This is a genomic window from Roseivirga spongicola, assembly GCF_001592965.1.
Lineage (GTDB): Bacteria > Bacteroidota > Bacteroidia > Cytophagales > Cyclobacteriaceae > Roseivirga > Roseivirga spongicola.
This window is the reverse complement of sequence record NZ_LRPC01000028.1, coordinates 614,521-637,363: the sequence shown is the minus strand read 5'-3', so window position 1 is coordinate 637,363 and position 22,843 is coordinate 614,521. Positions and strand designations below refer to the sequence as shown.

Sequence of the window (22,843 nt, the reverse complement as noted above, 5' to 3'; positions counted from 1 at the left end):
CTGTTTTAATAACTAACCTATCTTTTCAAGGTTTTTCTGAATCTCTTCCAGAATTTGATGAGCCACTTTTAAGGCTTCATAGCCATCTTCTATAGTTACAATAGGTTGTTGATCGTTAATGATTGCTTCGTGGAAAGTAAAAAGCTCTTCTCTTATGGCATTGGTTGGATTAACCTTTGGATTTTCGAAGATGATTTCCTTTTTGCCTTTGTCCTCACCAAGGTCTAACACCATAGAAAATGGGCCTTCTTCGCCTGTAGCATCTTTCATTCTTACTATTTCAGATTTCTTCTCTAAAAAGTCTACGGCTATGTAAGCATCTCTTTGAAAGAAACGTGATTTACGCATGTTTTTCACTGCTATTCGGCTGGTGGTCAGGTTGGCTACACAGCCATTGGCAAACTCCAAACGTGCATTGGCAATATCTGGAGTATCTGCCACCACATTTACTCCACTAGCTGAAACCTTTTCGACCTTTGAGCCAACTGCTTTTAGAATAACGTCTATATCATGAATCATTAAATCCAAAACCACAGGCACGTCTAAACCTCTGGGGTTGAACTGCGCGAGTCTGTGCGTCTCAATAAACATAGGTTGCTTTAGATGGCTTTGAGCAGCCACAAAAGCTGGGTTAAATCTTTCTACATGACCCACTTGAATTTTCAGGCCATGTTCTTTCGATAGCCTGATCAGTTCTTCAGCTTCTTCCAGCGTGTTGGTAACGGGTTTCTCAATGAAAACGTGCTTGCCTGCTTTGAGTGCCTTTTCGGCACAATGGAAGTGCGAAAGGGTAGGTGTTACAATATCTACAACATCTACTGCCTCAATTAAGGATTCGATGGTTTCAAAAGATTGAATGCCAAACTCTTCGGCTACTGCATGGGCATTTTCAGGCAGGGCATCGTAGAAACCTACAAGCTCATATTCTGAAATATCTTTGATGCATTTGATGTGAATTTTGCCGAGATGACCGGCCCCTAGAACCCCAATTTTGAGCATATTAGCTGATTTTTTTAACTAAACGCCAAAGGTACACCCATAAGTTTCAGGTTCAAAGTTTGAAGTTTAAAGTTCAACTTTCATAATTCATGGTGTGTTTATGCTATGCTGAATCACTCCCTAAAGAAGTTCTGTCGTGCTCTGACCATCTTTTGAAATACGTATCTAGCCTTGTCAGGCTATTATGCCATCTGTACGGAAGACAATATCCCTCAAAATGGCTGTGTCAACTCCAGTGGCTATTTTATAGTGCCATATGAATTTGACTTAGTTCATTAACGAATTATAAAAACTTCAGAACCAAGCTCTGATTTGAAAGGCTCAAAGTTTAAAGATGGTAGAAGCTTTAAACTTTGAACCTTCAACCTAGAACTATTTCTCCGGTCCCGTCATATCGTTGATGAGTGTAGGCTCACCAAAGCCAAGTTGTTTCATGCGATTTAGTTGGGTTTTTGCATCGCCCACAACTAACCAAATCATCTTGTTTTTATCGAGGTATTTTTCAGATAATTGTCTGATTTTTTCAACCGTCATGCCTCTCACTATGGCTTCTCTGTCTTTCACATAGTCATGTGGTAATTCAAATTGGCTAATGTTTTCGAGCATATTGAGTTTAGCACCCGCTGTTTCAAAAGCACGTGCATTACTCTTAATTAAAAAGCCTTTAGTGGTTTCTAAATCTTTCTCTGTAAATCCAGGGCCATGGTTATCTAATATCTCTTTTACCAACTGAGTAGACTCTAAAGTAACGTTGGTTCTAACTCCACTGCTAATGGTAAAAGTACCGTCATATTCATTACCAGAGAAACCTGATCTAACTCCATAAGTATACCCTTTTCCTTCTCGCAATTCTTGGGTGAGTTGAGAGGCAAAACCTCCACCGCCTAGTATGTAATTCATTACCGTAGCAGGGTAGTAGTCTTCATCTGTGGCAGGCATAGCTGGGTAACCTATATTCAATACAGACTGCTTTGCACCTGGCACATCATAGAAATATACTTGCGATTCGGTAGGCGCTTTCGGTTGGCTTAACTCTGGTAGCTTAACTTCCTTAGCTTCCCATTTACTGTCTAGTGAACTTAAAGATTTAACTAATTCATTTTCAGATATATCGCCTACAACATGTAAACGTGTTACTGAAGGAGAGATGTTGGCATTGTAATAAGCTTTTAGATCATCTATAGTTAGGTTGGAAACAGTCTCAATAGTGCCTAAAGTGTTTTGCGCTCTAATGTCATCTTTGCCATAAATTAGAATATCGTAAGCGTTGCTAGCAATGGCATTAGGGTTAGCTTCTTGCTGTCTAATCTGGCTGATAGTGCTTTGCTTTGCAAGCTCAAATTCATTCTCATCCCAACGCGGTTGTAGAAGAATTTCCTCCATAAGGGCAAGTGTTTCGTCATAGTTTCTGGCTAAGGTATTGGCAGAAATTCTAACGCTTTGCTTGCCGGCAAAAACACTAATTCTCGCACCTAGCTGATCTATTGCTTCTTCTAATTCTTCTGGTGTTTTGTTGGCCGTTCCTTTAGTCATGATAGAAGCCATAAGGTTAGCTGCGCCAAGCTTATCCATATCTTCCATCAGTTGTCCGCCATCGATTACCATATTGATTTGAACCAACGGTACTTCGTCATTTTCAATACCATAAATTTCAATGCCATTGTTTAGTGTAGCCTCATATACCTCAGGAATCTGAATTTCAGGTGCACTGCCATAAGCTGGCTCTACAGTCCTATCGAAAGAAGATGGCGTTCTTTCATATTCTGCCTGAATTGAAGCATCGAATGTTTCTTCTGCTCCTTGAACAATAGCTTCTTCCACCACCTCAGCTTTCTCTGAGTTAGCTAAAGCTAGGTCTTTCTGGCCCCTAGGCACAAAACTGGTAGCAATGAAGTTTTTGTCTTTGATGTACTTTTCATACACTCTTTTAACATCGGCAGTACTTACAGCTAAAATGCGCTCAATGTCTTTCTTGATAAAGCCAGGATCGTTAGCAAAAATATTGTACTGCGCTAACTGAAATCCTTTGCCCAATACACTAGAAAGACCATTATAAAAGCTTGTTTCTTGCCCTGCTTTTATTCTGCTAAGGTCTTTTTCCGAAATTCCTTCTGCCTCGAATTTGGCAAAAGCTTCTTCTATGGCTTTAGCTACTTCGTCTAAATCTTTATCTGAATAGGCCCTTACAGAAAGCTGATATTGACCGGCCAACTCTGAGGTTCTATTATACATTCTTACGTTGGAGGTTAATTTCTTGTCTTCTACAAGCACTTGGCTAAATGGCGCTTTCTTGCCACTTGAGAGGTATTGCGCTAGTACATCTAGGGCATAGCTATCAGGATGATATTGTTCAACAGTAGGCCAGGTGTAAGTCAGTTCTGGTACTCTGGCAAAATTATCTTCATGGTAAAGCCTGATGTTTTCTGTAATTACACCAGCTCTTGGCTGCATGGTTTCCACTGTTTCACCCTTCGGAATTTCATCAAAATACTTATGCACCCATTCTTTGGCTTGTTCTACATCGAAATCTCCAGAAACTACTAGCGTTACATTATTGGGTACATACCAACGGTTAAAGAATTCCTTAACATCGGCAAGGGTTGCTGCCTGCAAATCGTCTAAAGAACCAATTACTTGCCAATTATACGGGTGATCGGCAGGGTAGAGGTTTTTGTCAATAACGTAGCTAGTATGGCCGTAAGGGCGGTTGTCTACACTTTGACGCTTTTCATTTTTCACCACTTGCTTTTCTTTGGCCAAAACCGGATCCGTTACGGTATTGATGAACCAACCAAGCTTATCGGCCTCAGCCCAGAGCATTTTTTCTAAGGCATCGTTAGGAACGGTTTGAAAATAGTTGGTTCTATCTCTGGAAGTTGAACCATTAGCACCTGAGCCACCCACTCTGGCGCTCAACTTATCTAAACCACCTTTGCCTAGGTTTTCTGACTCTAAAAAGAGCAGGTGTTCAAAGAGGTGTGCAAAACCTGTTCTGCCTTCCTTTTCTCTAGCCGAGCCTACATGAGCCGTCAAGGCTACTGCAACCACAGGATCGGACCTGTCAACATGAAATACTACATCGAGTCCGTTGTCTAGTTCGAATTTTTCATAGTCTACATTAAAATCAGCTTTGGTTTCTTCCTCTTGCTTAGGCTGGCAAGAAACCATGATGGTAAGAATGAAAAGGAAAGTCAGTTTATGTTTCATAAGAATAGTGATTTGCCACAGTTAGAATTGATCGTAAGATTTGATTCGAATTTTTACCCTTTTATTCCCTAAAGGGAGAGATTAGAATTTAATCACCTTTTAGGGCAGGGGTTAGTATTTTCTATTAATATGAATCTTATGATCAGTCTAGTATATGACTTGAATATCTTTCCTAATTAGCCAATTTAAGCAGATTTAGCAAGTGGAATAATAGGAGGTGTGTATCAAAATGATATACGTTTCGATTTCCATTTGATAATTTGTCTCAAACCATGAACTTGGCAGCAGAATTCGGGAAATGAAATACTACATCATTGCAGGAGAGGCCTCTGGCGATATGCATGCGGCCAACATGATGAAAGAACTGAAAAAGCGTGATTCAGATGCTTATTTCAGAGTGTGGGGAGGCGATAAAATGAAGGTCGAAGCTCAAGAATTAGCTAAGCACATTAAAGAGACTTCATTTATGGGTATTTTTCAGGTAGTTCAAAACCTGAAGACCATTAAGCAGAATTTCAGGTTCTGTGAGCAAGACATTGAAGAGTTTCAGCCCGATGTTCTTATCCTCATCGATAACTCTGGCTTCAACCTCCGAATTGCTAAGTATGTAAAGCAACAAGGCCTGAAAACGAAGGTATTCTATTACATCCTTCCGCAAGCTTGGGCTTGGAAGAAAAAGCGAGTTCATACCATACACCAATGGACAGATAGAATCTTTTCTATCCTACCTTTTGAACCTGCGTTTTACAAATCTTATGGCTATGATATAGATTTTGTTGGTCACCCTATTCTAGATGCTCTTGAACTTCGCCAAAAAGATTTACTCCCAAGCGATGAGTTTTATAGCAAGTATGAGCTTGCTTCGGATAAACCGTTAATTGCCATTTTACCTGGGAGCCGAAAGCAAGAGATAATCGGGAACCTTTCTAGAATGCTTAAGGTAATTCCTCATTTTCCTGATCATGAGTTTATTATTGCTGGTTCTGAGACCATAGATTCAGAGCTCTATGAGCAGTTTACAAAGGGTAGAGTGCGTGTAGCCTTTGGGGCAACTTATGATATTCTCAATAACGCCAAAGCAGCTTTGGTTACTTCTGGAACAGCCACGTTAGAGACTGCTCTTTTCAACGTGCCACAGGTAGTTTGTTATAAGGCAGGCTTTTTCACTTATCATATCTTGAAAAGGATAGTGAGTATAAAATACATCTGCATGGTCAACATAATTTTGGATAAGATGGCAGTGCAAGAACTTATAGAGTCAGATTTAAATGAAAAGAGGCTGGTGAGAGAGTTAATGTTGACTCTCAACGGATCGAAAAGAGATCAGATTCTTGAAGATTATAAAGCCCTTCGGGTGAAGCTTGGCGGCACTGGAGCTTCTGAAAGAGTTGCCGAATTGATGTTTGAAGAGTTAAGCAAGAAATAGAGCTTCAGCCAATAAGTTTTAGCCTTCAATTGGCAAGAGAAATATCCTTACAACTGCACCATAGAACTAAATTAAATGAAAACAGGTTTTGCAATCATGAATCACCAAGAGATAGTTGAGAGAATTGCCTCATTTTCAGTACTTGAGGGAGTGCCGATTTCACAAATTGAATGGATTGTAGAACGTGGAGAGTTGGTTGAAATACCTGCTGGCGAACAGATTTTTAAGAGGGGAGATTCTATTGATCGTTTGTTGATTATGCTCGATGGCCTCTTCTCACTAAAAGTTCAACAGGCAGGTCAGTTTAAGGAGTTGGCGCAAATTAAGACCGGAGATGTTTCTGGTGCATTGCCTTACAGTAGAGCTCAATCGGCCACGGGCCACGCCTTTGCAGTAACCGATTCTAAGGTCTTCACCCTTTCGGTAGATCATTTTTACGACCTCATTTGCGAGTGCCACGAGGTAACTGCTGTCTTGGTCCACCTGATGACCGATAGGGTTAGAGATTTCAGTCGTTTTCAACACCAAAGTGAGAAGTTGATGGCGCTAGGCAAGCTTTCTGCAGGCTTAGCACACGAACTCAATAACCCAGCTGCTGCCATTGTTAGAAGTGCCGAGTCTCTAGAAAAACACTTAGGCACAGTTCCCGACAAATTGAAGAAGGTGATCTCTATGGAAATTGTAGATGACCAGATAGACTTTGTGAATAACCTGGTGTTTGGCAAGCTTAGGCAAGGAATCAACAAAACTGAATCTATGATTGCCAGAGCTGACCGTGAAGACGAGCTCACCGATTGGCTAGAAGATAATGGTTATGGCGATTGCTATATGCTGGCTGAAACTTTAGCAGACTATCGATTTGATGTTGCTGATTTAGATGGACTTAAGGAAAAGATGGGCGAGAAGGAGTTTCCATCTATGCTTACTTGGGTAGACAATGTGCTGACCACCGAAAAAATGGTTGGGGAAATAAAAGATGCTTCAAAGCGAATCTCTACACTCGTAAATTCCGTGAAAGAGTATTCTCACATGGACAGGTCTGGCGATTATGAGCCTACTGATATCCATATTGGTTTGAGAACAACGTTGTCCATTTTAAATCATAAAGTGAAAAAGAACCAAGTTACGGTTGAAGAAAACTGGCAAACAGATATGCCAAAAATGGCAGCTAGCCCAGGTGAACTCAATCAGGTTTGGACGAATATTATAGATAACGCACTCGATGCCATGGAAGAGGCGGGTGGTACATTAACCATAACCACTAAGACGGTTGGCGATAATGTGAGGGTTAATATTAGCGATACGGGTAAGGGAATTCCGAAAGACATTCAAGACAGAATTTTTGAACCATTTTTTACCACTAAAGATATTGGAAAAGGTACAGGGCTAGGGCTAGAGACCGTGCAGCAGATTGTCGAAAACCATAACGGCACAATTAAGCTGCAGTCGCAACCCGGAAATACAACTTTTGAAATTTGCTTACCACTTAAGCACTAAGAATCACCAAAAACTCAAATGGCCAAACAACCAATAATTTTTACTGTAGATGATGACGAGCAGGTACTAGCAGCCATTCGTAGAGATCTAAGACAGCAGTATAGAGCAGACTATAGAATTATGAGTACGGCTTCTGCCAATGAGGGCCTAGAGGCACTCAAAGAGTTAAAGCAGAAAGGCGAAGATGTTGCCCTTTTCTTGTCTGATCAGCGAATGCCTGAAATGACAGGAGTGGAGTTTTTAGAGCAAGCCAAAAAGCTTTATCCTGCCGCAAAGCGAGTGTTGTTAACTGCTTATTCAGATATTGAGGCTGCCATTAAGGCCATCAACGAGGTTCAATTAGATTACTATTTGAACAAGCCTTGGGACCCACCAGAAGAGAAACTTTACCCAACCCTGAACGATTTGCTAGATGAGTGGCAAATCAATCATATTCCAGCTTTTAGAGGTATTAGAGTAGTTGGTTACCAGTACAGTCCAAAGTCGCATGCGGTGAAGGACTTTCTTTCAGGAAACCTCATTCCTTATCAATGGCTAGATGTAATGAATGAGCCAGAAGCCAAAGAATTAATGGACTTGGCCGAAGTAACCGATCAGCATTTGCCAGCAGTGTTCTTTGAAGATGGTTCACATCTGAAGAACCCTTCTGCCGTAGAGTTAGGATCCAAGATTGGCCTTCGGTCTAAGGCTGCTGAAAAAATGTACGATGTCACCATTATAGGAGCGGGTCCTGCAGGAATGGCAGCAGCGGTTTATGGTGGTTCAGAGGGGTTGAAAACGCTTTTGATTGAAAAACATGCTCCTGGTGGACAGGCTGGAACGAGTTCACGGATTGAAAACTACTTGGGCTTTCCGAAAGGTCTTTCTGGTGCTGATTTAACGCAAAGGGCCATTACCCAAGCCAAACGCTTTGGTATTGAGTTTTTGTCGCCACAAAGTGTGGTTGGGGTAGAAACTCAAGACAATTATAAAAAGGTAATTCTTGAAAATGGCGAGCAAATTCACACCAAATCGGTGATTATTACCACTGGGGTTCAGTATAGAAAACTGGAAGCCGCAGGAATTGACAATTACACAGGTGCAGGAATCTACTACGGTGCTGCCACTACAGAAGCCCACGCCTGTAGAGACAAGGATGTATATATTGTTGGAGGTGGTAACTCAGCTGGCCAAGCGGCCATGTACTTGAGCAACTTTGCCAAGAATGTCTATATCGTTATCCGTAAGCCAGACTTAACTAGCAGTATGAGCTCTTACCTGATTGACCAGATTAAGGGAACGGAGAATATCAGCCTAGTTCCTCGCTCGGTGATAGAAGCGGCTCATGGCGAAACTCACCTTGAGTGCGTGTCATTGAAGAACCTAGAAACCAATGAAGTGGAGAAAAAACCAGCAGGTGCTCTACTTATTTTCATAGGAGCAAGGCCTTACACTAGCTGGACAGGCGATCAAATTTTCAAAAACGAAAGAGGTTTTATCCTTACCGGACGAGATGTTCAGAAAGACGATGAGTTTAAGAAGATCTGGAAGAAAACCCGTGAGCCATTCTTACTAGAAACTAGCACTCCAGGCATATTTGCCGCAGGAGATGTTAGGGCAGGAGCCATGAACAGAGTAGCCTCAGCCGTAGGAGAAGGCGCTATGTCCATCAAGTTTGTGCATGAGTATTTAGGGGAGGTTTAGAGTAACGGTCTTGTATATGAGCTGAAGCGGATTTTAACCAACTACTTTTCAGATAGCAATATACTTTATTTAAACTAAAAACAGTTCAAGTTTGCACTCAAACCGCTATTGCTTATACACGTTATTAGCAGCTGCCTTTTTTGATTTTTGAATTTTAATTATGTGAAATCCGTGTATCAAAACTGCTATTCCACAACCGATTATAAATGGTGGTGCATTTAATAAAATTCCATAAGCGATGTAAATCATATTGGCAATCAATGATAGAACTCTCAACATTAGAATGTTCTTCATTGTCATTGAGAGTAAATTAATTCCCAAAGCCGAATAACCAATAATGTGTATCATAATGACAAGCACATAATTTTTTCAGTTCTCTCTAAAACATCCATTTGAGTTGGTGCTTTTCTGTCATTAAACCCAAGTTTATAGTATAATTTGTGTGCTTGTGGCATACTCATAGTGGTTTGTAACCATAATTCAGTAGCGTCATTTTCCAAACAACGACTTATGCAGCGTTCAATTAGTTTTGTTGCTATTCCAAGTTTTCTAAAGTTTGGATTGATGAATAGTTTGGCAAACTCAAAGGTGTCTTCATTCAATCGTTTTAGGGCGACACAACCAACAATTTCTTCCTTAAACTTGGCATAAAAGAGGAATCCGCCATTTTCTAAATAAGCCTTGTCAGGATTATGCAAAGTGAATTTATCATCTTCTTCTAATACACCATTCAAAACACTCAACAGCCAAGGTCCAGCCAATTCATAGAAATATTTTTTAAGACTTGGTTTATAGTCAATGATTTTTACAAATTCGTCTTTGGGTTGATGTATGCGTTCATTGATTGGTTTGTGATTGATTTCCCAATCCAATCTGTCCAAAATATTAATCATATCTGGATGTCCAATTGAGAAAAGTTCTTTAAGCGTTTTGGAAAATGAAAGCCATAAAGGTTCAAGTTCCATTTGTAATTCTTTCCCCTTTTTTGTTAGTCCAACCAACTTTGAGCGTTTATCATTCGGATTTGGCGTAATATTGACTAATTCTTCTTTTTTTAGTTCTCGAAGAATATTTTTTACCGTAATGTGAGAAAAGTCGATTTGATTGGAAATTTCGAGGATAGTTTGTGGTGAATTCGTTTTAGCTAAGACATAGTAAACAGAAAACCAACTTGCTTTAAATTGTATGTTGGCATCTGAATAAATCTTGTCACCATCTTGTTGCAGTTTTTCACTTATTCTTCGAAATCTTGAAGCTCCGGCAAGATATCCCAATTCATTTAATACATCTGACATATTTATTATTTATGAAAGTACTTTAATAAAAATATGAAAGGTGTTTCATAAGTTCAAATATTTCTTTGAGATTTCTGTGTTTAGGTTGCTGCTAACGTTGTGTATCGTGCACTCCAGTGCACGATATATTTCCAATAATTTACTAAAAGTGCACAATAGCCAACCAACTGGTGCTGTATAAAGTGCACTATCTCATTCTCCAGAAAACTCAAGATTGTATTTAGACTGTGAGTGTTTTCTGAGTCGAATAAACTTATTCCAGGGCTTTTTTATAAGCTGTTTAGATCTGTGATGCTTTCAACTCCTTCTAGAATTTTCACTTCTTAACTTAAGTCAATGCACAGGCGTTCGGGCTGCGCTACTTTTGGGTATCAAAAACAACAAAAGCCCAATGGACAAGCTCAAAACAACAATGAAAGCGGTAGTAGCCAATGGTTATGGCTCTCCGGAAATTTTGGAGGTGAAGGAAGTGCCTAAGCCACAAATCAAACCGACAGAGGTATTGGTCAAGACATCTGTGGCCAGCATTACACATGCCGACACACTAATGAGAGCAGGTGACCCCTGGTTTGCGCGCTTGGTACTCGGACTGTTCAAACGCAAGCACCCAATTATCGGAACAGGCTATGCCGGTGTAGTGGTGGAAGTAGGTGCCCAGAGAGCCGATTTTGAAGTAGGAGATAGTGTCTTTGGTGAAACTACCACCAACTTCAGTACCAATGCAGAGTACATAGCAGTGGGTTTAAATGACATCATCATGCAGATGCCAGCGCAGATCAGCTTTGAAGAAGCCAGTACTATGTGCGATGGCCCAGTTACTTCGCTTAACTTTCTCAAACTGATTGGAGAAGTTAAGCCAGGCCAAAAAGTGCTGATTGTAGGGGCTTCAGGAAGCTTAGGATCTGCTGCTGTTCAAATAGCGAAGAATTTGGGTGCTGAAGCTACAGGAGTATGCAGCGGAAGGAATGTGAAATATGTGAAGTCACTGGGTGCAGACCATATAATCAACTATCTGGAGAAGGATTTCAGGAAGTTGGAGTCTGCCTATGATGTGATTTATGATACTGTTGGGGCACATTCCTTCAAGAGCTGTAAGAATGCGCTCAAAGAGGGAGGATTGTACATGTCTCCGGTACTTTCTATGCCATTGTTGTGGGCTTCGCTGTTCAATAGGGAAGGAAGAAAGAGAGCCAAATTTGCGGCTACTGGTATGGCTCCTAAAGACACCATCAAAGACTTATTGAAAAGTTTGGTGAAGATGAAGCAGCTGGGCAAACTGGAAATACTGATAGAAAGAAGATATAGCATGGATCAGATTCGTGAAGCACATATTTATGTGGAATCTGGGCGAAAGAGAGGAAATGTAGTGTTGGGAGTTGCCGAGTGTTAAAATCACTTCGCAGTGAGTAATCTCTTTCTTATCCTGCTCAATGACTCGGGTTTTACGCCAAGGAAGCTTGCAATCTGATGTTGCGGCACTCTGTTCATAAGCCCGGGTCTCTTTTCTAACAGGCTAACGTAGCGTTCTTCTGGAGATGACATGATAAAGGCAGCGTATTCATCTTGAAACTTACCTGCATTTTTCTCTACCTCAACTCGCATTAGATTTTCCAGCCGAGGCACTTTTTTGCACATGGCTTCAATAATATCATCGGTGCCAACTGTGAGAATGCAGTCTTCTATACACTCCAGATAAGACCTTGAAGGACTTTTGCTATTGTTGCTGGTAAAAGAGTTGACCGGCTCATTTTCTGTAAAGAAGGCGGTGGTCTTTTCATCACCATCCTTGAGGTAATATTCGCGAATAAGACCTTTCAGCACGAAGTAGCATTTATCTGAAATCTGCCCTTCTTTGAGAAGAATGGTTCCTTTGGGAAAAGCCTGAATATTAGTTCCATCAACAATAGTATCCACCTCTTGTGGAGTTAACATGTTGAAAGTAGTAATAAAGGAGTGGAGATCTCTTCTGGCAGTTTCTAAAGCGTCCATGTGCGAATATAATCAACCAGAGGTTAACACATTCAAAATCAACTGTTTTAGAAGGGGGTGAGGACTTATTTAATAGGAAGGCTTTTCAGTCAATTTAAAGGAGTCAAACTGGTAAACGGAGAATATCCAAAGAAGCAAAATAACGCCAAAGAGGGAGTAGCTGATCCAAGAAGGGCTTTGAAATGTTTCGCTAAAGAAGGATACAAAGGTTCTAGTAATCAATATTGGAAAGAACGCTATCGGAGCTAGTACAAATCTCCTGCTAAGGTTTACCGTTAAGGTAGATTTGCAATTTTCACATTCAAACTGCGTGTCTTGAAGTCTTAATAGAACTTTTAAATACTTTTTAAAAGGGTATTTATGGTTACAGTTAGGGCACGTTCTACTGTTCATTGCTAATGATGTTCATTGAGTAGATTGAATGTAACTATTTAATCAAAAATCAACATAATATTCAGTGAAATTGTCTTCTCAAATTAGTCCAGATCTGCTAATGCAAGCTATGTAAATAGTTTTATGATAGGCGTTCAATAAGCCAACTCCTTCAATATAGCCTTTGCCGCTTTATTCAGTTTTTGTGGAGTTTTTGGGCCACTGTGGTTCACGAAAATTGAGATACCTAAATCGTACTTCGGGAATATATAGAGCCAGTTTTGTGTGCCAGTTGTGCCACCGTGATGATTGAACGATGTGCCGTACTTGTCTTTCCAGATATTCCAGAAATAGCCCATCCATCGGGTTTTCTTTTCATAGAGAAGACGGTGAGATTCTTTAATGATTGGATCTTCACTTAGGTTGTAAGCGATAAACTTCATCATATCCGGAAGGGAAGACTTCAAGCCTGTGCCAGTGTTCCAAAGTAAGTTCTCGGATAGTTTGGAAGCTTCGGTATTATTCATCCAATAGCCTTGTGCTAGTTCATTGTCTATTTCGGTGGAAGTGTGGTTCATTTCAGCCTTATTCAATATAAACTGGTCATAAAGCTCATTTAGCGGTTTGTTGTAAACAGAGCTGAGGATGTTTCCTATCAACTCTGCACCAGCATTGGAGTAAGCGTAGGTTGTTCCAGGCTTCTCTGTCAACTGAATATTGTAAAGCGACTCAAGAAATTTGTCCTTTGTGTATTCCCTTTCAAATTCGAAGATTACATCGGGTACATTAGGCTGAAGCCCTTGGTAAGCCTTCGCCACTTCCGAATTAATAAAAAGGGGAAGCCCTGCGGTATGGGTCACTAAGTCTTTGATAGTAATGGGAGTTCCTTCAAGGGAGAGGTTGGGATAATCATCGGTTAGATAGGTTCGAATGTCTTTATCTAGCTCAATTTTGCCTTCTAGCACAGCCTGAGCTACAAGGTAGCCTGCAAAGACTTTGGTAACAGACCCAAGTTCATAGCGTGTGTCATTGTTTGGAGATTGACCCGTGGGTAGTGTGCCAAAGTGGTGTATATAGGATTCTCCATCTTTATATATACCAATAGAAACAGCTCTGAATTCCTTGTTTTTTATTAATGATTTACTGGTTTTTTGAACGAGTTCATCAATACTTTGGGCGGATAAACCTTGAATGAAAATCAGTGAGAATAGGAGTAGGAGGTGTTGTGCTCTTTTCATGAATATAGATTTCACTGTTTTAAGCAAACACCAAACCACTTTTATTCCGCTCTAAGGCTATCCACAGGGTTTTGTCTGGCTGCTTTTATGGTCTGTATACCAACAGTAAACCAAGCCAAAAGCATGGCAGAAATAGCTGCAATAGCGAATATCCACCAGCTAAGCTCTATGCTGTAAGCGAAATTCTGGAGCCAGCTGTTGGCAATGTAATACCCAATCGGTACAGATATAAGTATGGCGATGGCCACCGTTTTGGTGAATACATTGGTTAGTAATTGGAAAATAATAAGTTGGCTAGCACCTAATGTTTTTCGGATTCCTATTTCCTTGGTTTTTCTTTCTGCTGTAAAGGCGGCTAATCCAAAGAGACCCAAGCAGGAAACAATAATGGCGATTGCGGCCATATAGTTCGAAAGATCAGCCACTTTGTTCTCAGAATCATACAGAGACTTATAATCGTCAGCCAATAGGCTAGGACTGAAAATCTGACCCGGAAACACATCTTGAAATACCTTTTCAACCTGAGCGATGGTTTCTTGCTCTGAACCTGGTCTGAGCTTTACAAAATATTGCTTTCCCCGTTCTCTAAACTGAATAATAAGTGGCTCAATCTTTTTATGTAATGAGCCATACTGAAAGTCTTTCACCACTCCAATTACTTCCATTTCACGATCATCGCCCCAACCAATTTTAGTTCCGATAGGGTTTTCAAGCTCCATATATTCCACTGCCGCCTCATTTAAAATGATGCTGCTTACACCATCGTTGAAGTCTCTGGAAAATGATCTTCCTTCAACTATTTCGAGCCCCAATGTTTCAATAAAGTTGAAGCCTACTTTGGGTGAATCGAAGAGGTGGTTATCATCATCTTCTGTGCCTTCAATCCATGAAAAGCCACTATTGTTGTCATCGGCTGCTAAAAAATCGCCCGACATGTTGGCCGTACTGAGCACGCCTGGGATTTTCATCAGTTCATTGAAGAAGGGTTGTGGGTTACTGTAGTCTGAACCGGCTTCTCTAAAAGTAATGATGGCTTCCCTGTCATAGCCTAATGACTTTTTCTGGGTGAAATCGATTTGTTTATTGATGACAATAACACCGATAATGAAGATCACAGAAAGGCTGAACTGAACGATTACCAACCCTTTTCTAATCCACTCTTCGCCTCTGAGGTTTGAAAATTTGCCCTTGAGTACGGTTACGGGCTTAAACCTGGATAAATAAAATGCTGGGTAGCTTCCGGCTACAAAACCAGTCAACAACACAAGTGAAAGGGCTGGCAAAATGTACTCTTTCCAGCTTATCAATGTTAATTCTTTGCCAGATATATGATTGAACTGAGGCAATACCAGCATGACCAATCCAACGGCAACAACAAGTGCAATGATAGAGAGGAGAATGGATTCACTTAAAAACTGAAAGATCAAAGCAGTTCTATTGGCTCCAATGGCCTTTTTTACCCCAACTTCCTTGAGTTTTTTGGAAGCTTGAGCGGTGGAAAGATTCATGAAGTTGATGCAGGCAATGGCCAAAATGAATATGGCGATATAGGTAAACAATCGAACGTTATCTATTCTTCCCCCAGTTTGAATGCCGCTTTCATACTTTCCGTAGAGATAGTTTTTAGAGTATTGCTGAACAAACAACTGGAATCTATCGCTGTCTGTGTTGATGGTTAAATAGTCGGCAATTTTAGCATTGAAGGCGTCTATATCCGTATCTTGTTTTAGTAGCAAATAAGTCTGTGCATAGCCTCCATTCCAATGATCTGCCCATTCATCGGCTTCCACCAAATTTTCGTAATTGAGCACTATGTTGAACCGTATGGATGCATTTTTGGGAGGTGCTTTGAAAACTCCCGAAACAATGAATTCTTTACTGAAGATTCTGTTGTCCCATGAGATGGTTTTTCCCAGCGCATTTTCGATACTCCCGAAAATGCTTTGGGCATATTCATCGGAAATAGTCACCGAACCCTTATCCGCAATTACTTTTTCGGGATCGCCAATAAGCATTTCATAGGTCATAACCTCGAAAAAGTTAGGACTGGCAAAAAGTCCATTTGCTTCAAAATAGTTCTCATCAAAAGCAATAGTGCCTCTAGGGCGGAAGAAGTCGTTACCTACTCGTACGGCATCTTTAACTTCAGGGAAATTATTTAGCAGGGCTTCGGCCAATTTGCCAGAGGTATAGTTCCAAGTATTTACATCGTTATTAATGGAGAAATTCGACATCACCCAATACAGGTGATCATTCTTCTCATGGAAAGTGTCAACAGACCTTTCGTCTTGCACCCAAAGTAGGATTAGCAAGGTAGCTGCCAGACCCGTAGAAAGCCCCAAAAGGTTGATGAGAAAGGTAGTTTTATGTCGCTGAAAACTGCGAATTGAGATTAACAAGATGTGTTTGAACATACCGAAGTTGTTGAGTTTTTGACTGCCAGAGAATTTTCTAATTAAGGAAGGTCTTATAAGTTTGAGCACTTCTAAATGATAGATTCTTCTGGCTTTCGACTTTGAATATTTGCCGAGTAAATCATGATAGACTTCCTCTAAATCGCCCTGAATCTCTTCCAAATATTGACCACGTAGGAAGAGCCTCAATAGCCGTGTTGACCATTTGGGTGGGGTGATATGTGAGCTATTTTTGCTCATCAGGCAATGGAGGCCCAAAGTTGGGTGCGAACCTCTTTAATTTCTTCCAATGTTTGAACGGCTAGGGGAGTAGCGGTGTATATGCGTTTGCGTTTGCCGCCTCTTACGGCAGTAGCTTCTCCAAACTCAGACTTCAGAAAGCCCTTTTCTTCCATCCGCTTCAGTGCAGATTGAATCGAACCAACACTTAATGTCTCTTTTAGCCTTTCTTCAAGCTCTCGTTTGATTTCTACCCCGTAGGCATCTTCTTTCAAAACAATAACTGTTAGTAGAACCAACTCTTCAAACTCACCTAGCTTAGTCTTCTTCATAATTAAATTCGTAATTGCAGTAAATATAGAGAAATATATTATTCGTAATTGCAGTTTTTATAAAAAGCTGGAAGTCGGATTACAGAAGACGGGAGTGTGGGGGCCGGAATTGTATCGTCCTCCTCTGTCCCCCGAAGTTTCGGGGCGGACATCGCCTCCAGAGGAGAACATCCGTGCAATCCGGTGCTTTAGCAGACTTATTATCCCCGCTTGCCGGGTGTAGGAGGGACTGGCTAGGAATAAAGGTTCCTACCTTTTCTTCTTCCTCTTCTTAAAAGTGGGGTTTTCAGCGTCTTTCATCAGTTTACGCCAATCTTTCGAGTCGTCTTCGGTCAGGTCTTTTACCAATTGATAGTCACCTTTACTTATTTCTATGCGCTCAATTGGCTCAGTAAGGTGTTCTTCGATAAGCGTCAGCATTTCCTGTTCCTCTTTGCTGCAAAATGAAACGGCCTGACCCTTTTGTGTTCCTCTTCCTGTTCGGCCAACACGGTGAACGTATTGCTCAGAACTGTCTGGCAGGTCATAATTCACCACATAATCAACGTTTGGAATGTCGATTCCTCTTGCGCTAATATCTGTGGCTATCAGAATTTTTAAACTACCACTTCTGAAGCGTTTCATCGTCTGCTGGCGCTGATTTTGCTCTTTGTCGCTATGGAGCGTATCCGTTTCAATTTCTACTCGCTCCATGGCCTTCATTACTCTTTCAGCGCGGACTTTAGTACGTACAAAAACCAGCATTTTAAGGTCAGGATTGTTTTTGATCAAGTTCTCAAGGAAGAAGCGCTTATCATCCATTTCCACCAGGGCTACAGCATGCTCAATATTTTTAGCCACAGGGTTTTTGGGAGAAATCTGTATTCTTATGGCATTGCTAACTAGTGAGTAAGCCAGCTTTTTAATTTCCTCATTGATGGTTGCAGAGAAGAAAAGGGTTTGTCTTTTCTTCGGTATATGGCGCATCAAGTCTTTTATATCTTTAATAAAGCCAAGTCCGAGCATGTGGTCGGCTTCATCGAGAATCAATATTTCGAGCAAAGAAAGATTTAGATGTCCCTGACTCACTAAGTCGAACATACGACCTGGAGTGGCCACAAGTACATCTATTCCTGAGTTCAGTTTTTCGATCTGCGGGACCTGATCTAGGCCTCCATGAATGGCAAAAATGTTCAATCCAGAACCTCTGCCAATCTCCTGAAAGCTTTGTTTTACCTGTTGTGCTAGCTCATGAGTAGGTACCATAACCAAGCAGCGAACACCATTGTGCCTAATTTTAGAACTCTTCTGAAGTAACTTTTGAAGAGTTGGAATGGCAAAAGCTGCGGTTTTGCCCGTTCCTGTTTGCGCAATGGCCAATACATCTTCTCCTTTTAGGATAGCCGGAATTGCCTTAAACTGAATGTCGGTCGGTTTTTTGAAACCAAGCGCTTGAATGTTAGTTTTGAGGATGTCGTTGATGGGGTATGCACTGAACTTCATGTGGCACAAAGATAGTTGTTAGCAAACAATAATATTAGTTTTCCCAGATATGCATCAGGTTGTTTCTGTTTTAAGGGTAGTTTGTTTTGTAGTATTCCTAAACCTTACGGTTTCTGAAGCCAAAGCGCAATACCTAGAAGTAGATACTACCGCTTTTATTGAGTGGTCTGAAGATTTATATATGAACTGGGCCGACTATAGGTTTAGGAATTATTCTAAAGAAGATGGTTCGGGAATGGCTCTTACATCGGTAATGCACTCGGTTAGGGGAGGGATTATCAAAGGCCAACCTAAATTTGAGGTGAAAGTGCTGTTCGTAAAGGAAGATTCTTGGACCACAGACTCTACCAGTATTACGCTATTGGCACATGAAAAGCTGCATTTCGATATAGCAGAATTATACGCTAGGAAAATCCGTAAACAAATAGATCAGCTTTTTAAGGATGGCGAGCGAGACTTAAAAGTTTATAACAAATACGTAAAGCAGCTCTTGGGCGATTTCAAGAGGTATTCTCATAATTATGATAGTAAAACTCGTCATGGGCGCAATTTTGACGAGCAAAAAGTGTGGTTTGAGAGCGTTTATTCAGAATTGGAGCGGCTCAAAGATTATTATAAATAAATTTAAATACATATATATTTATATACAAACATGTTTTCATGTATATGAATTTCATCTAGCATTTTCGCTTTAATACATATTTGATTTATTTTCAATCTAAATTAAGAAGTGGCAAAAGCTGTGGAGAAAGAATATTCAAATGGAGAGATCACTGTTTTATGGAAACCAGATCTTTGTATTCATTCAGGAATATGCCTTAAAGGATTGCCCAAAGTGTTCAACCTGAAACAAAGACCATGGGTGAACATAAATGCAGCTTCTTCTGAAGATATAGTGCAATTGGTAAGGGAATGTCCTTCCAAGGCGCTTTCCATTAAGGGGGTAAAGTTCAAAGAAAAGCAAAACCCTGAGGTGGAAGTAAAGCTAATTCCTGGTGGCCCTATAATTATTAAAGGAGGTGCTACCGTAACGGACAGGTCAAAAACCACTGTTTTCAATGAAACGGTTTCGTTTTGTAGATGTAAAAGGTCCGGGAATTATCCGTATTGTGATGGAACACACGCTCAACCTAAAGAAAATTAGACTATGGCTATAACTATAAAAGACATTGCTACGGCATTAAAGATTTCGCCCTCAACAGTTTCTAGGGCATTAAATGATCACCCGAATATTAGTGAAGACACTAAGAAATTAGTATCTGCTAAGGCCAAAGAACTCAAGTATCAGACAAACTTTATCGCTGCTGGTCTTCGAACAAAAAGATCTAACTCAATAGGTATTTTGGTTCCCCACATTACCAGTAACTTCTTTGCCTCTGCCATAGACGGTATTCAGAAAATTGTGAGTGACAATGGTTACTATACCATCATTTGCCAGTCTAATGAAAATTATCACGATGAGCTTGACCAGATAAAGTCGCTGCTCTCTTGTAAGGTGGAAGGCGTGATATTGTCCATATCGAGCGATACCAAAGACTTCGAGCATTTAGAAACGCTCCAGGCTTACGATGTGCCATTTGTGCTTTTCGATAGAATCGCTCCGGGCTTCGATACACCTACCGTGGAGGCTAATGATTTTACTGGCGGATTTCAGGCAGTAGAGCACCTAATTAAAAGAGGTAGAAAGAAAATTGCTCATTTGGGAGGGCCAGGACTTTTAGGTATTAGCAAAAGCCGATACGAAGGTTACTTAGAGGCATTAAGAACCTATGATTACGAAATCAACGAAGACTTTGTAGTATTTACTGACCCAGACCAAAAGCACGATGCGATCATCGAAAAGATGTTCGAAAATCCTAAGAACAGACCTGATGCACTATTCACCTTTAGTGATGAGCTAGCAGTTGAAGCCATTTTGAAATTAAAGAAAATGGGGCTCACTGTCCCTCGAGAGGTTTCAGTGGTAGGGTTCGGAAACAGTAACCTTTGTGAAATTGTAGAGCCAAACCTTACAAGTGTAACGCACGAGCCTATAGAAATGGGTGAGGCAGCTGCTGAGCTACTTTTTAAGGTGATTCAGAAAAGACATATTCCACCGCATCAACTACATATGAAGTTCGATTCTAGAGTGGTTATCAGAGATTCTTCGAGATGATGAAACGTTTGTGCGGCTTATTCCTAGTGTTGCCTTTTGCCTTCATACTTTCTTGTAAGCAAGAACGAAAGCTGGTTTGGCAAGACGAGTTCGATGGTAGAGAATTGGACACCACAAAGTGGACAGCCTATGTTGGTGATGGTTGTCCAGACCTTTGCGGCTTTGGAAACAATGAGTTGCAGTATTACACTGATAGGCCAGAAAATATTAGTCTCGCCCATGGCATTCTAACTATTACAGCCTTGGCCGATTCTTTTAAGACAAGACCATACTCATCGGCTAAGTTGGTAACCAAAGGCAAGGGTGGCTGGAGATATGGCAGGGTAGAGGTGATGGCTAGAGTTCCTGCTGGTAGAGGTAATTGGCCCGCCATATGGATGCTACCCACTGAAAATAGTTATGGCGGATGGCCTGAAAGTGGCGAAATAGATATTATGGAGCATGTGGGATTTGATCAGGGAAACATGCATGGTACCGTCCATACCGAATCTTTCAATCATATTAAGGGAACTCAGAAAGGCGACTCTCTGCAAATAGTAGACATATCTAATCAGTTTCATTTGTACGCTATTGAGTGGACAGAAGATAAGATTGATTTTTATCTGGACGATCAGAAATACCACACCTTTGAAAATACTGGTAAGGGTTCTGATGATTGGCCTTTCGATCAGCCTTTTTACCTCATACTAAATTTAGCCATTGGAGGCAATTGGGGTGGCCTAGAAGGCATTGCAAACGATGTCTTTCCAAACCGATTTGAAATTGATTATGTTCGGGTCTACCAATAGTTGATCCAACGATTGCACTGGTTGCTATTTAGCTTCTACAATTATTGGTAAATTGATATAAAGAAAGCATTGACACCGCATTCTATCGATAAGCTAGTATGATTGTATGAGCAAGCACTATAAAGTGGCCGTAATCGGTCCTATTCCGCGAGACCATATCACCACCTATCGGGGTGAAGTCATTGAAAAATACGGATGTATAACGCATCCTACTATTGGATTGGCTCAATTGTTAGAAGGCCAAGGCACAGTATATCCCATCTCACACATCCGAAAACAAGATACCGAGGCCGTAAAAGAAATCTTTGCGCCATACCCTGCCATAGATATGGAAGGTGTTTCTGATGAAGCCGATAGCGGAGATGTAATTAAGCTTAAGTTTCTCGATCAGAATTTTAGAGTAGAGAAACAAACGGCATTTATGAATGCCATTGTTCCGGCAGATTTAGCACCTTTCTTAGATTGTGATGCCTTTGTGTTTGTACCCATTACCGACCATGAAATTGCACTAGATACAGTTAAATACCTTAGAGAACATGCCAAAGGAGTCATCATATTCGATGCGCATGGCCCAACGCATACAATGACCATAGGTGGCGATAGGCACAAGAAGTTTTGGGTGGAAAGAGATCAGTGGTTGCCTTATATAGATGTGTTGAAGATGAATCTGGAAGAGTCTTGGTGTACATGGTTTAAGCATGAATATAGAGAAGATGAGCTCACCGATTTACTGGATGATATTGGGCAAGAACATTTGAGGCCATTGGCAGAATATGTGCTAGATCGTGGCCCTAGAGCACTTGTGGTTACCACTGATGCCACTGGCTGCAAAGTATTTACAAAAGAAAAGGGCGAATTGAAAGAGCAATTCGTCAATAGCATTCGCATGGAACATGTGATAGATACCACTGGCTGTGGCGACTCTTTTGCTGGAGGGTTGGCCTACGGACTTATGGATGGCCAAGACAACTTTGTTCGAGCTTCCATGTATGCCAATGCACTAGGTGCTCAGCGCACACAAGGAACTACCTTTGAAGTATTTAAGACGCTCTCTGAGACTGAGGAGATGATGAGAGCCAATTACCCTGATTTTAAATGACATTACCGAAAGCCTGTATTTTCGATTTAGATGGTGTTATTGTAGACACCGTCCCTGCTCACTTTGTGGCATGGAAAGCCATGGCCGATGAGCTAAACATTCCTTTTACTGAAGTAGATAATGAGCAACTGAAAGGAGTAAGTAGAACAGAATCGATGAAGAGAATTCTAGCCATGGGCGGAATGACCAAGTCGAACATAGAAATAGAGGAGATGACCACAAAAAAGAATCATATCTATGTGGAAATCATCTCTAAAATGACTCCTGATGATATTCTGCCAGGTGTGGTAGAGTTCTTAGATCTACTAGATGACAATAATATTGCCATTGCTTTGGGGTCTTCAAGTAAGAATGCTCCAGTGATTTTAGAAGCAGTAGGTTTGGCTCATCGTTTTCCAGTATCAGTAGATGGCAATCAGATTGCTCACTCCAAGCCTCATCCAGAAGTATTTTTACTGGGGGCTGACCGTCTGGGGCTAAGTCCTTCAGAATGTGTGGTTTTTGAAGACGCTATCTCAGGCGTTCAAGCAGCTAAAAGAGGCAATTTTAAGTGCGTAGGAGTAGGGGATTCAACTGTGCTTTCAGAAGCAGATGTTGTAATTCCGGACATGAAAAACATTGATCTAACCATTTTTGATAATTTATAAT

General features: G+C 40.8%; 19 protein-coding genes. 10 read left to right on the top strand and 9 right to left on the bottom strand.

Annotated elements, in window-relative coordinates; all coding sequences use genetic code 11:
* Window positions 1-12: 12 nt before the first annotated feature.
* Both AWW68_RS14625 and AWW68_RS14620 read right to left on the bottom strand, forming a co-directional pair.
* On the bottom strand, window positions 13-999 hold the full coding sequence (locus AWW68_RS14625; protein ID WP_068222453.1) for a Gfo/Idh/MocA family protein: 987 nt from the start codon (window positions 997-999) through the stop codon (window positions 13-15).
* A 372-nt stretch (window positions 1,000-1,371) separates the two neighbouring features.
* Complete coding sequence (locus AWW68_RS14620; protein WP_068222450.1) at window positions 1,372-4,206, bottom strand: M16 family metallopeptidase; 2,835 nt, start codon at window positions 4,204-4,206, stop codon at window positions 1,372-1,374.
* A 298-nt stretch (window positions 4,207-4,504) separates the two neighbouring features.
* Between AWW68_RS14620 and lpxB the strand changes: the two genes are divergently transcribed.
* The 3 genes from lpxB to AWW68_RS14605 all read left to right on the top strand — a co-directional run bounded on the left by lpxB (window position 4,505) and on the right by AWW68_RS14605 (window position 8,812).
* Window positions 4,505-5,632: a lipid-A-disaccharide synthase gene (gene lpxB / locus AWW68_RS14615; protein ID WP_068222447.1), complete on the top strand. Its 1,128-nt coding sequence runs from the start codon at window positions 4,505-4,507 to the stop codon at window positions 5,630-5,632.
* 75 nt (window positions 5,633-5,707) lie between these two features.
* Window positions 5,708-7,129 carry an ATP-binding protein gene (locus tag AWW68_RS14610; RefSeq protein WP_068222444.1) on the top strand — a complete coding sequence of 474 codons (1,422 nt, stop codon included), beginning with the start codon at window positions 5,708-5,710 and terminating at the stop codon, window positions 7,127-7,129.
* An 18-nt stretch (window positions 7,130-7,147) separates the two neighbouring features.
* Window positions 7,148-8,812, top strand: a complete 1,665-nt coding sequence (locus AWW68_RS14605; protein WP_068222441.1) for a response regulator — start codon at window positions 7,148-7,150, stop codon at window positions 8,810-8,812.
* 344 nt (window positions 8,813-9,156) lie between these two features.
* On the opposite strand, the gene AWW68_RS14595 is transcribed toward AWW68_RS14605, so the two are convergent.
* Window positions 9,157-10,107, bottom strand: coding sequence for a bifunctional helix-turn-helix transcriptional regulator/GNAT family N-acetyltransferase (locus AWW68_RS14595; protein WP_068222436.1), 951 nt, complete (start codon window positions 10,105-10,107; stop codon window positions 9,157-9,159).
* 391 nt (window positions 10,108-10,498) lie between these two features.
* Here AWW68_RS14595 and AWW68_RS14590 point away from each other — a divergent pair, with 391 nt between their 5' ends.
* Window positions 10,499-11,497, top strand: coding sequence for an NAD(P)-dependent alcohol dehydrogenase (locus AWW68_RS14590; RefSeq protein ID WP_245660248.1), 999 nt, complete (start codon window positions 10,499-10,501; stop codon window positions 11,495-11,497).
* 2 nt (window positions 11,498-11,499) lie between these two features.
* On the opposite strand, the gene AWW68_RS14585 is transcribed toward AWW68_RS14590, so the two are convergent.
* The 6 genes from AWW68_RS14585 to AWW68_RS14565 all read right to left on the bottom strand — a co-directional run bounded on the left by AWW68_RS14585 (window position 11,500) and on the right by AWW68_RS14565 (window position 18,153).
* On the bottom strand, window positions 11,500-12,096 hold the full coding sequence (locus tag AWW68_RS14585; protein WP_084375706.1) for a Crp/Fnr family transcriptional regulator: 597 nt from the start codon (window positions 12,094-12,096) through the stop codon (window positions 11,500-11,502).
* 69 nt (window positions 12,097-12,165) lie between these two features.
* A complete protein-coding gene (locus tag AWW68_RS20500; RefSeq protein WP_157717667.1) occupies window positions 12,166-12,489 on the bottom strand; it encodes a TIGR04104 family putative zinc finger protein in 324 nt (107 codons plus the stop codon).
* A gap of 134 nt (window positions 12,490-12,623) precedes the next feature.
* On the bottom strand, window positions 12,624-13,706 hold the full coding sequence (locus tag AWW68_RS14580; protein WP_068222433.1) for a serine hydrolase domain-containing protein: 1,083 nt from the start codon (window positions 13,704-13,706) through the stop codon (window positions 12,624-12,626).
* 41 nt (window positions 13,707-13,747) lie between these two features.
* On the bottom strand, window positions 13,748-16,360 hold the full coding sequence (locus AWW68_RS14575; protein ID WP_068222431.1) for an ABC transporter permease: 2,613 nt from the start codon (window positions 16,358-16,360) through the stop codon (window positions 13,748-13,750).
* A complete protein-coding gene (locus AWW68_RS14570; protein WP_068222428.1) occupies window positions 16,360-16,671 on the bottom strand; it encodes a PadR family transcriptional regulator in 312 nt (103 codons plus the stop codon). Before AWW68_RS14570 ends, AWW68_RS14575 begins: the two co-directional genes overlap by 1 nt.
* 249 nt (window positions 16,672-16,920) lie before the next feature.
* Window positions 16,921-18,153, bottom strand: coding sequence for a DEAD/DEAH box helicase (locus tag AWW68_RS14565; protein WP_068222425.1), 1,233 nt, complete (start codon window positions 18,151-18,153; stop codon window positions 16,921-16,923).
* A 49-nt stretch (window positions 18,154-18,202) separates the two neighbouring features.
* Here AWW68_RS14565 and AWW68_RS14560 point away from each other — a divergent pair, with 49 nt between their 5' ends.
* The 6 genes from AWW68_RS14560 (at window position 18,203) to pgmB (ending at window position 22,842) form a co-directional block, all read left to right on the top strand.
* Complete coding sequence (locus tag AWW68_RS14560; RefSeq protein WP_068222423.1) at window positions 18,203-18,775, top strand: DUF922 domain-containing protein; 573 nt, start codon at window positions 18,203-18,205, stop codon at window positions 18,773-18,775.
* 108 nt (window positions 18,776-18,883) lie between these two features.
* Window positions 18,884-19,297: a (4Fe-4S)-binding protein gene (locus AWW68_RS14555; RefSeq protein WP_084375705.1), complete on the top strand. Its 414-nt coding sequence runs from the start codon at window positions 18,884-18,886 to the stop codon at window positions 19,295-19,297.
* Between the two features lie 3 nt (window positions 19,298-19,300).
* Window positions 19,301-20,308: a LacI family DNA-binding transcriptional regulator gene (locus AWW68_RS14550; RefSeq protein ID WP_068222420.1), complete on the top strand. Its 1,008-nt coding sequence runs from the start codon at window positions 19,301-19,303 to the stop codon at window positions 20,306-20,308.
* The gene (locus tag AWW68_RS14545) at window positions 20,305-21,096 is read left to right on the top strand and encodes a glycoside hydrolase family 16 protein (RefSeq protein WP_245660247.1); all 792 of its coding nucleotides are present in this window, start codon (window positions 20,305-20,307) and stop codon (window positions 21,094-21,096) included. The genes AWW68_RS14550 and AWW68_RS14545 overlap by 4 nt, the downstream gene beginning before the upstream one ends.
* A gap of 106 nt (window positions 21,097-21,202) precedes the next feature.
* Window positions 21,203-22,195, top strand: coding sequence for a carbohydrate kinase family protein (locus AWW68_RS14540; protein WP_068222413.1), 993 nt, complete (start codon window positions 21,203-21,205; stop codon window positions 22,193-22,195).
* Window positions 22,192-22,842 carry a beta-phosphoglucomutase gene (gene pgmB / locus AWW68_RS14535; RefSeq protein WP_068222410.1) on the top strand — a complete coding sequence of 217 codons (651 nt, stop codon included), beginning with the start codon at window positions 22,192-22,194 and terminating at the stop codon, window positions 22,840-22,842. Before AWW68_RS14540 ends, pgmB begins: the two co-directional genes overlap by 4 nt.
* The last annotated feature ends 1 nt before the right edge of the window (window position 22,843 follow it).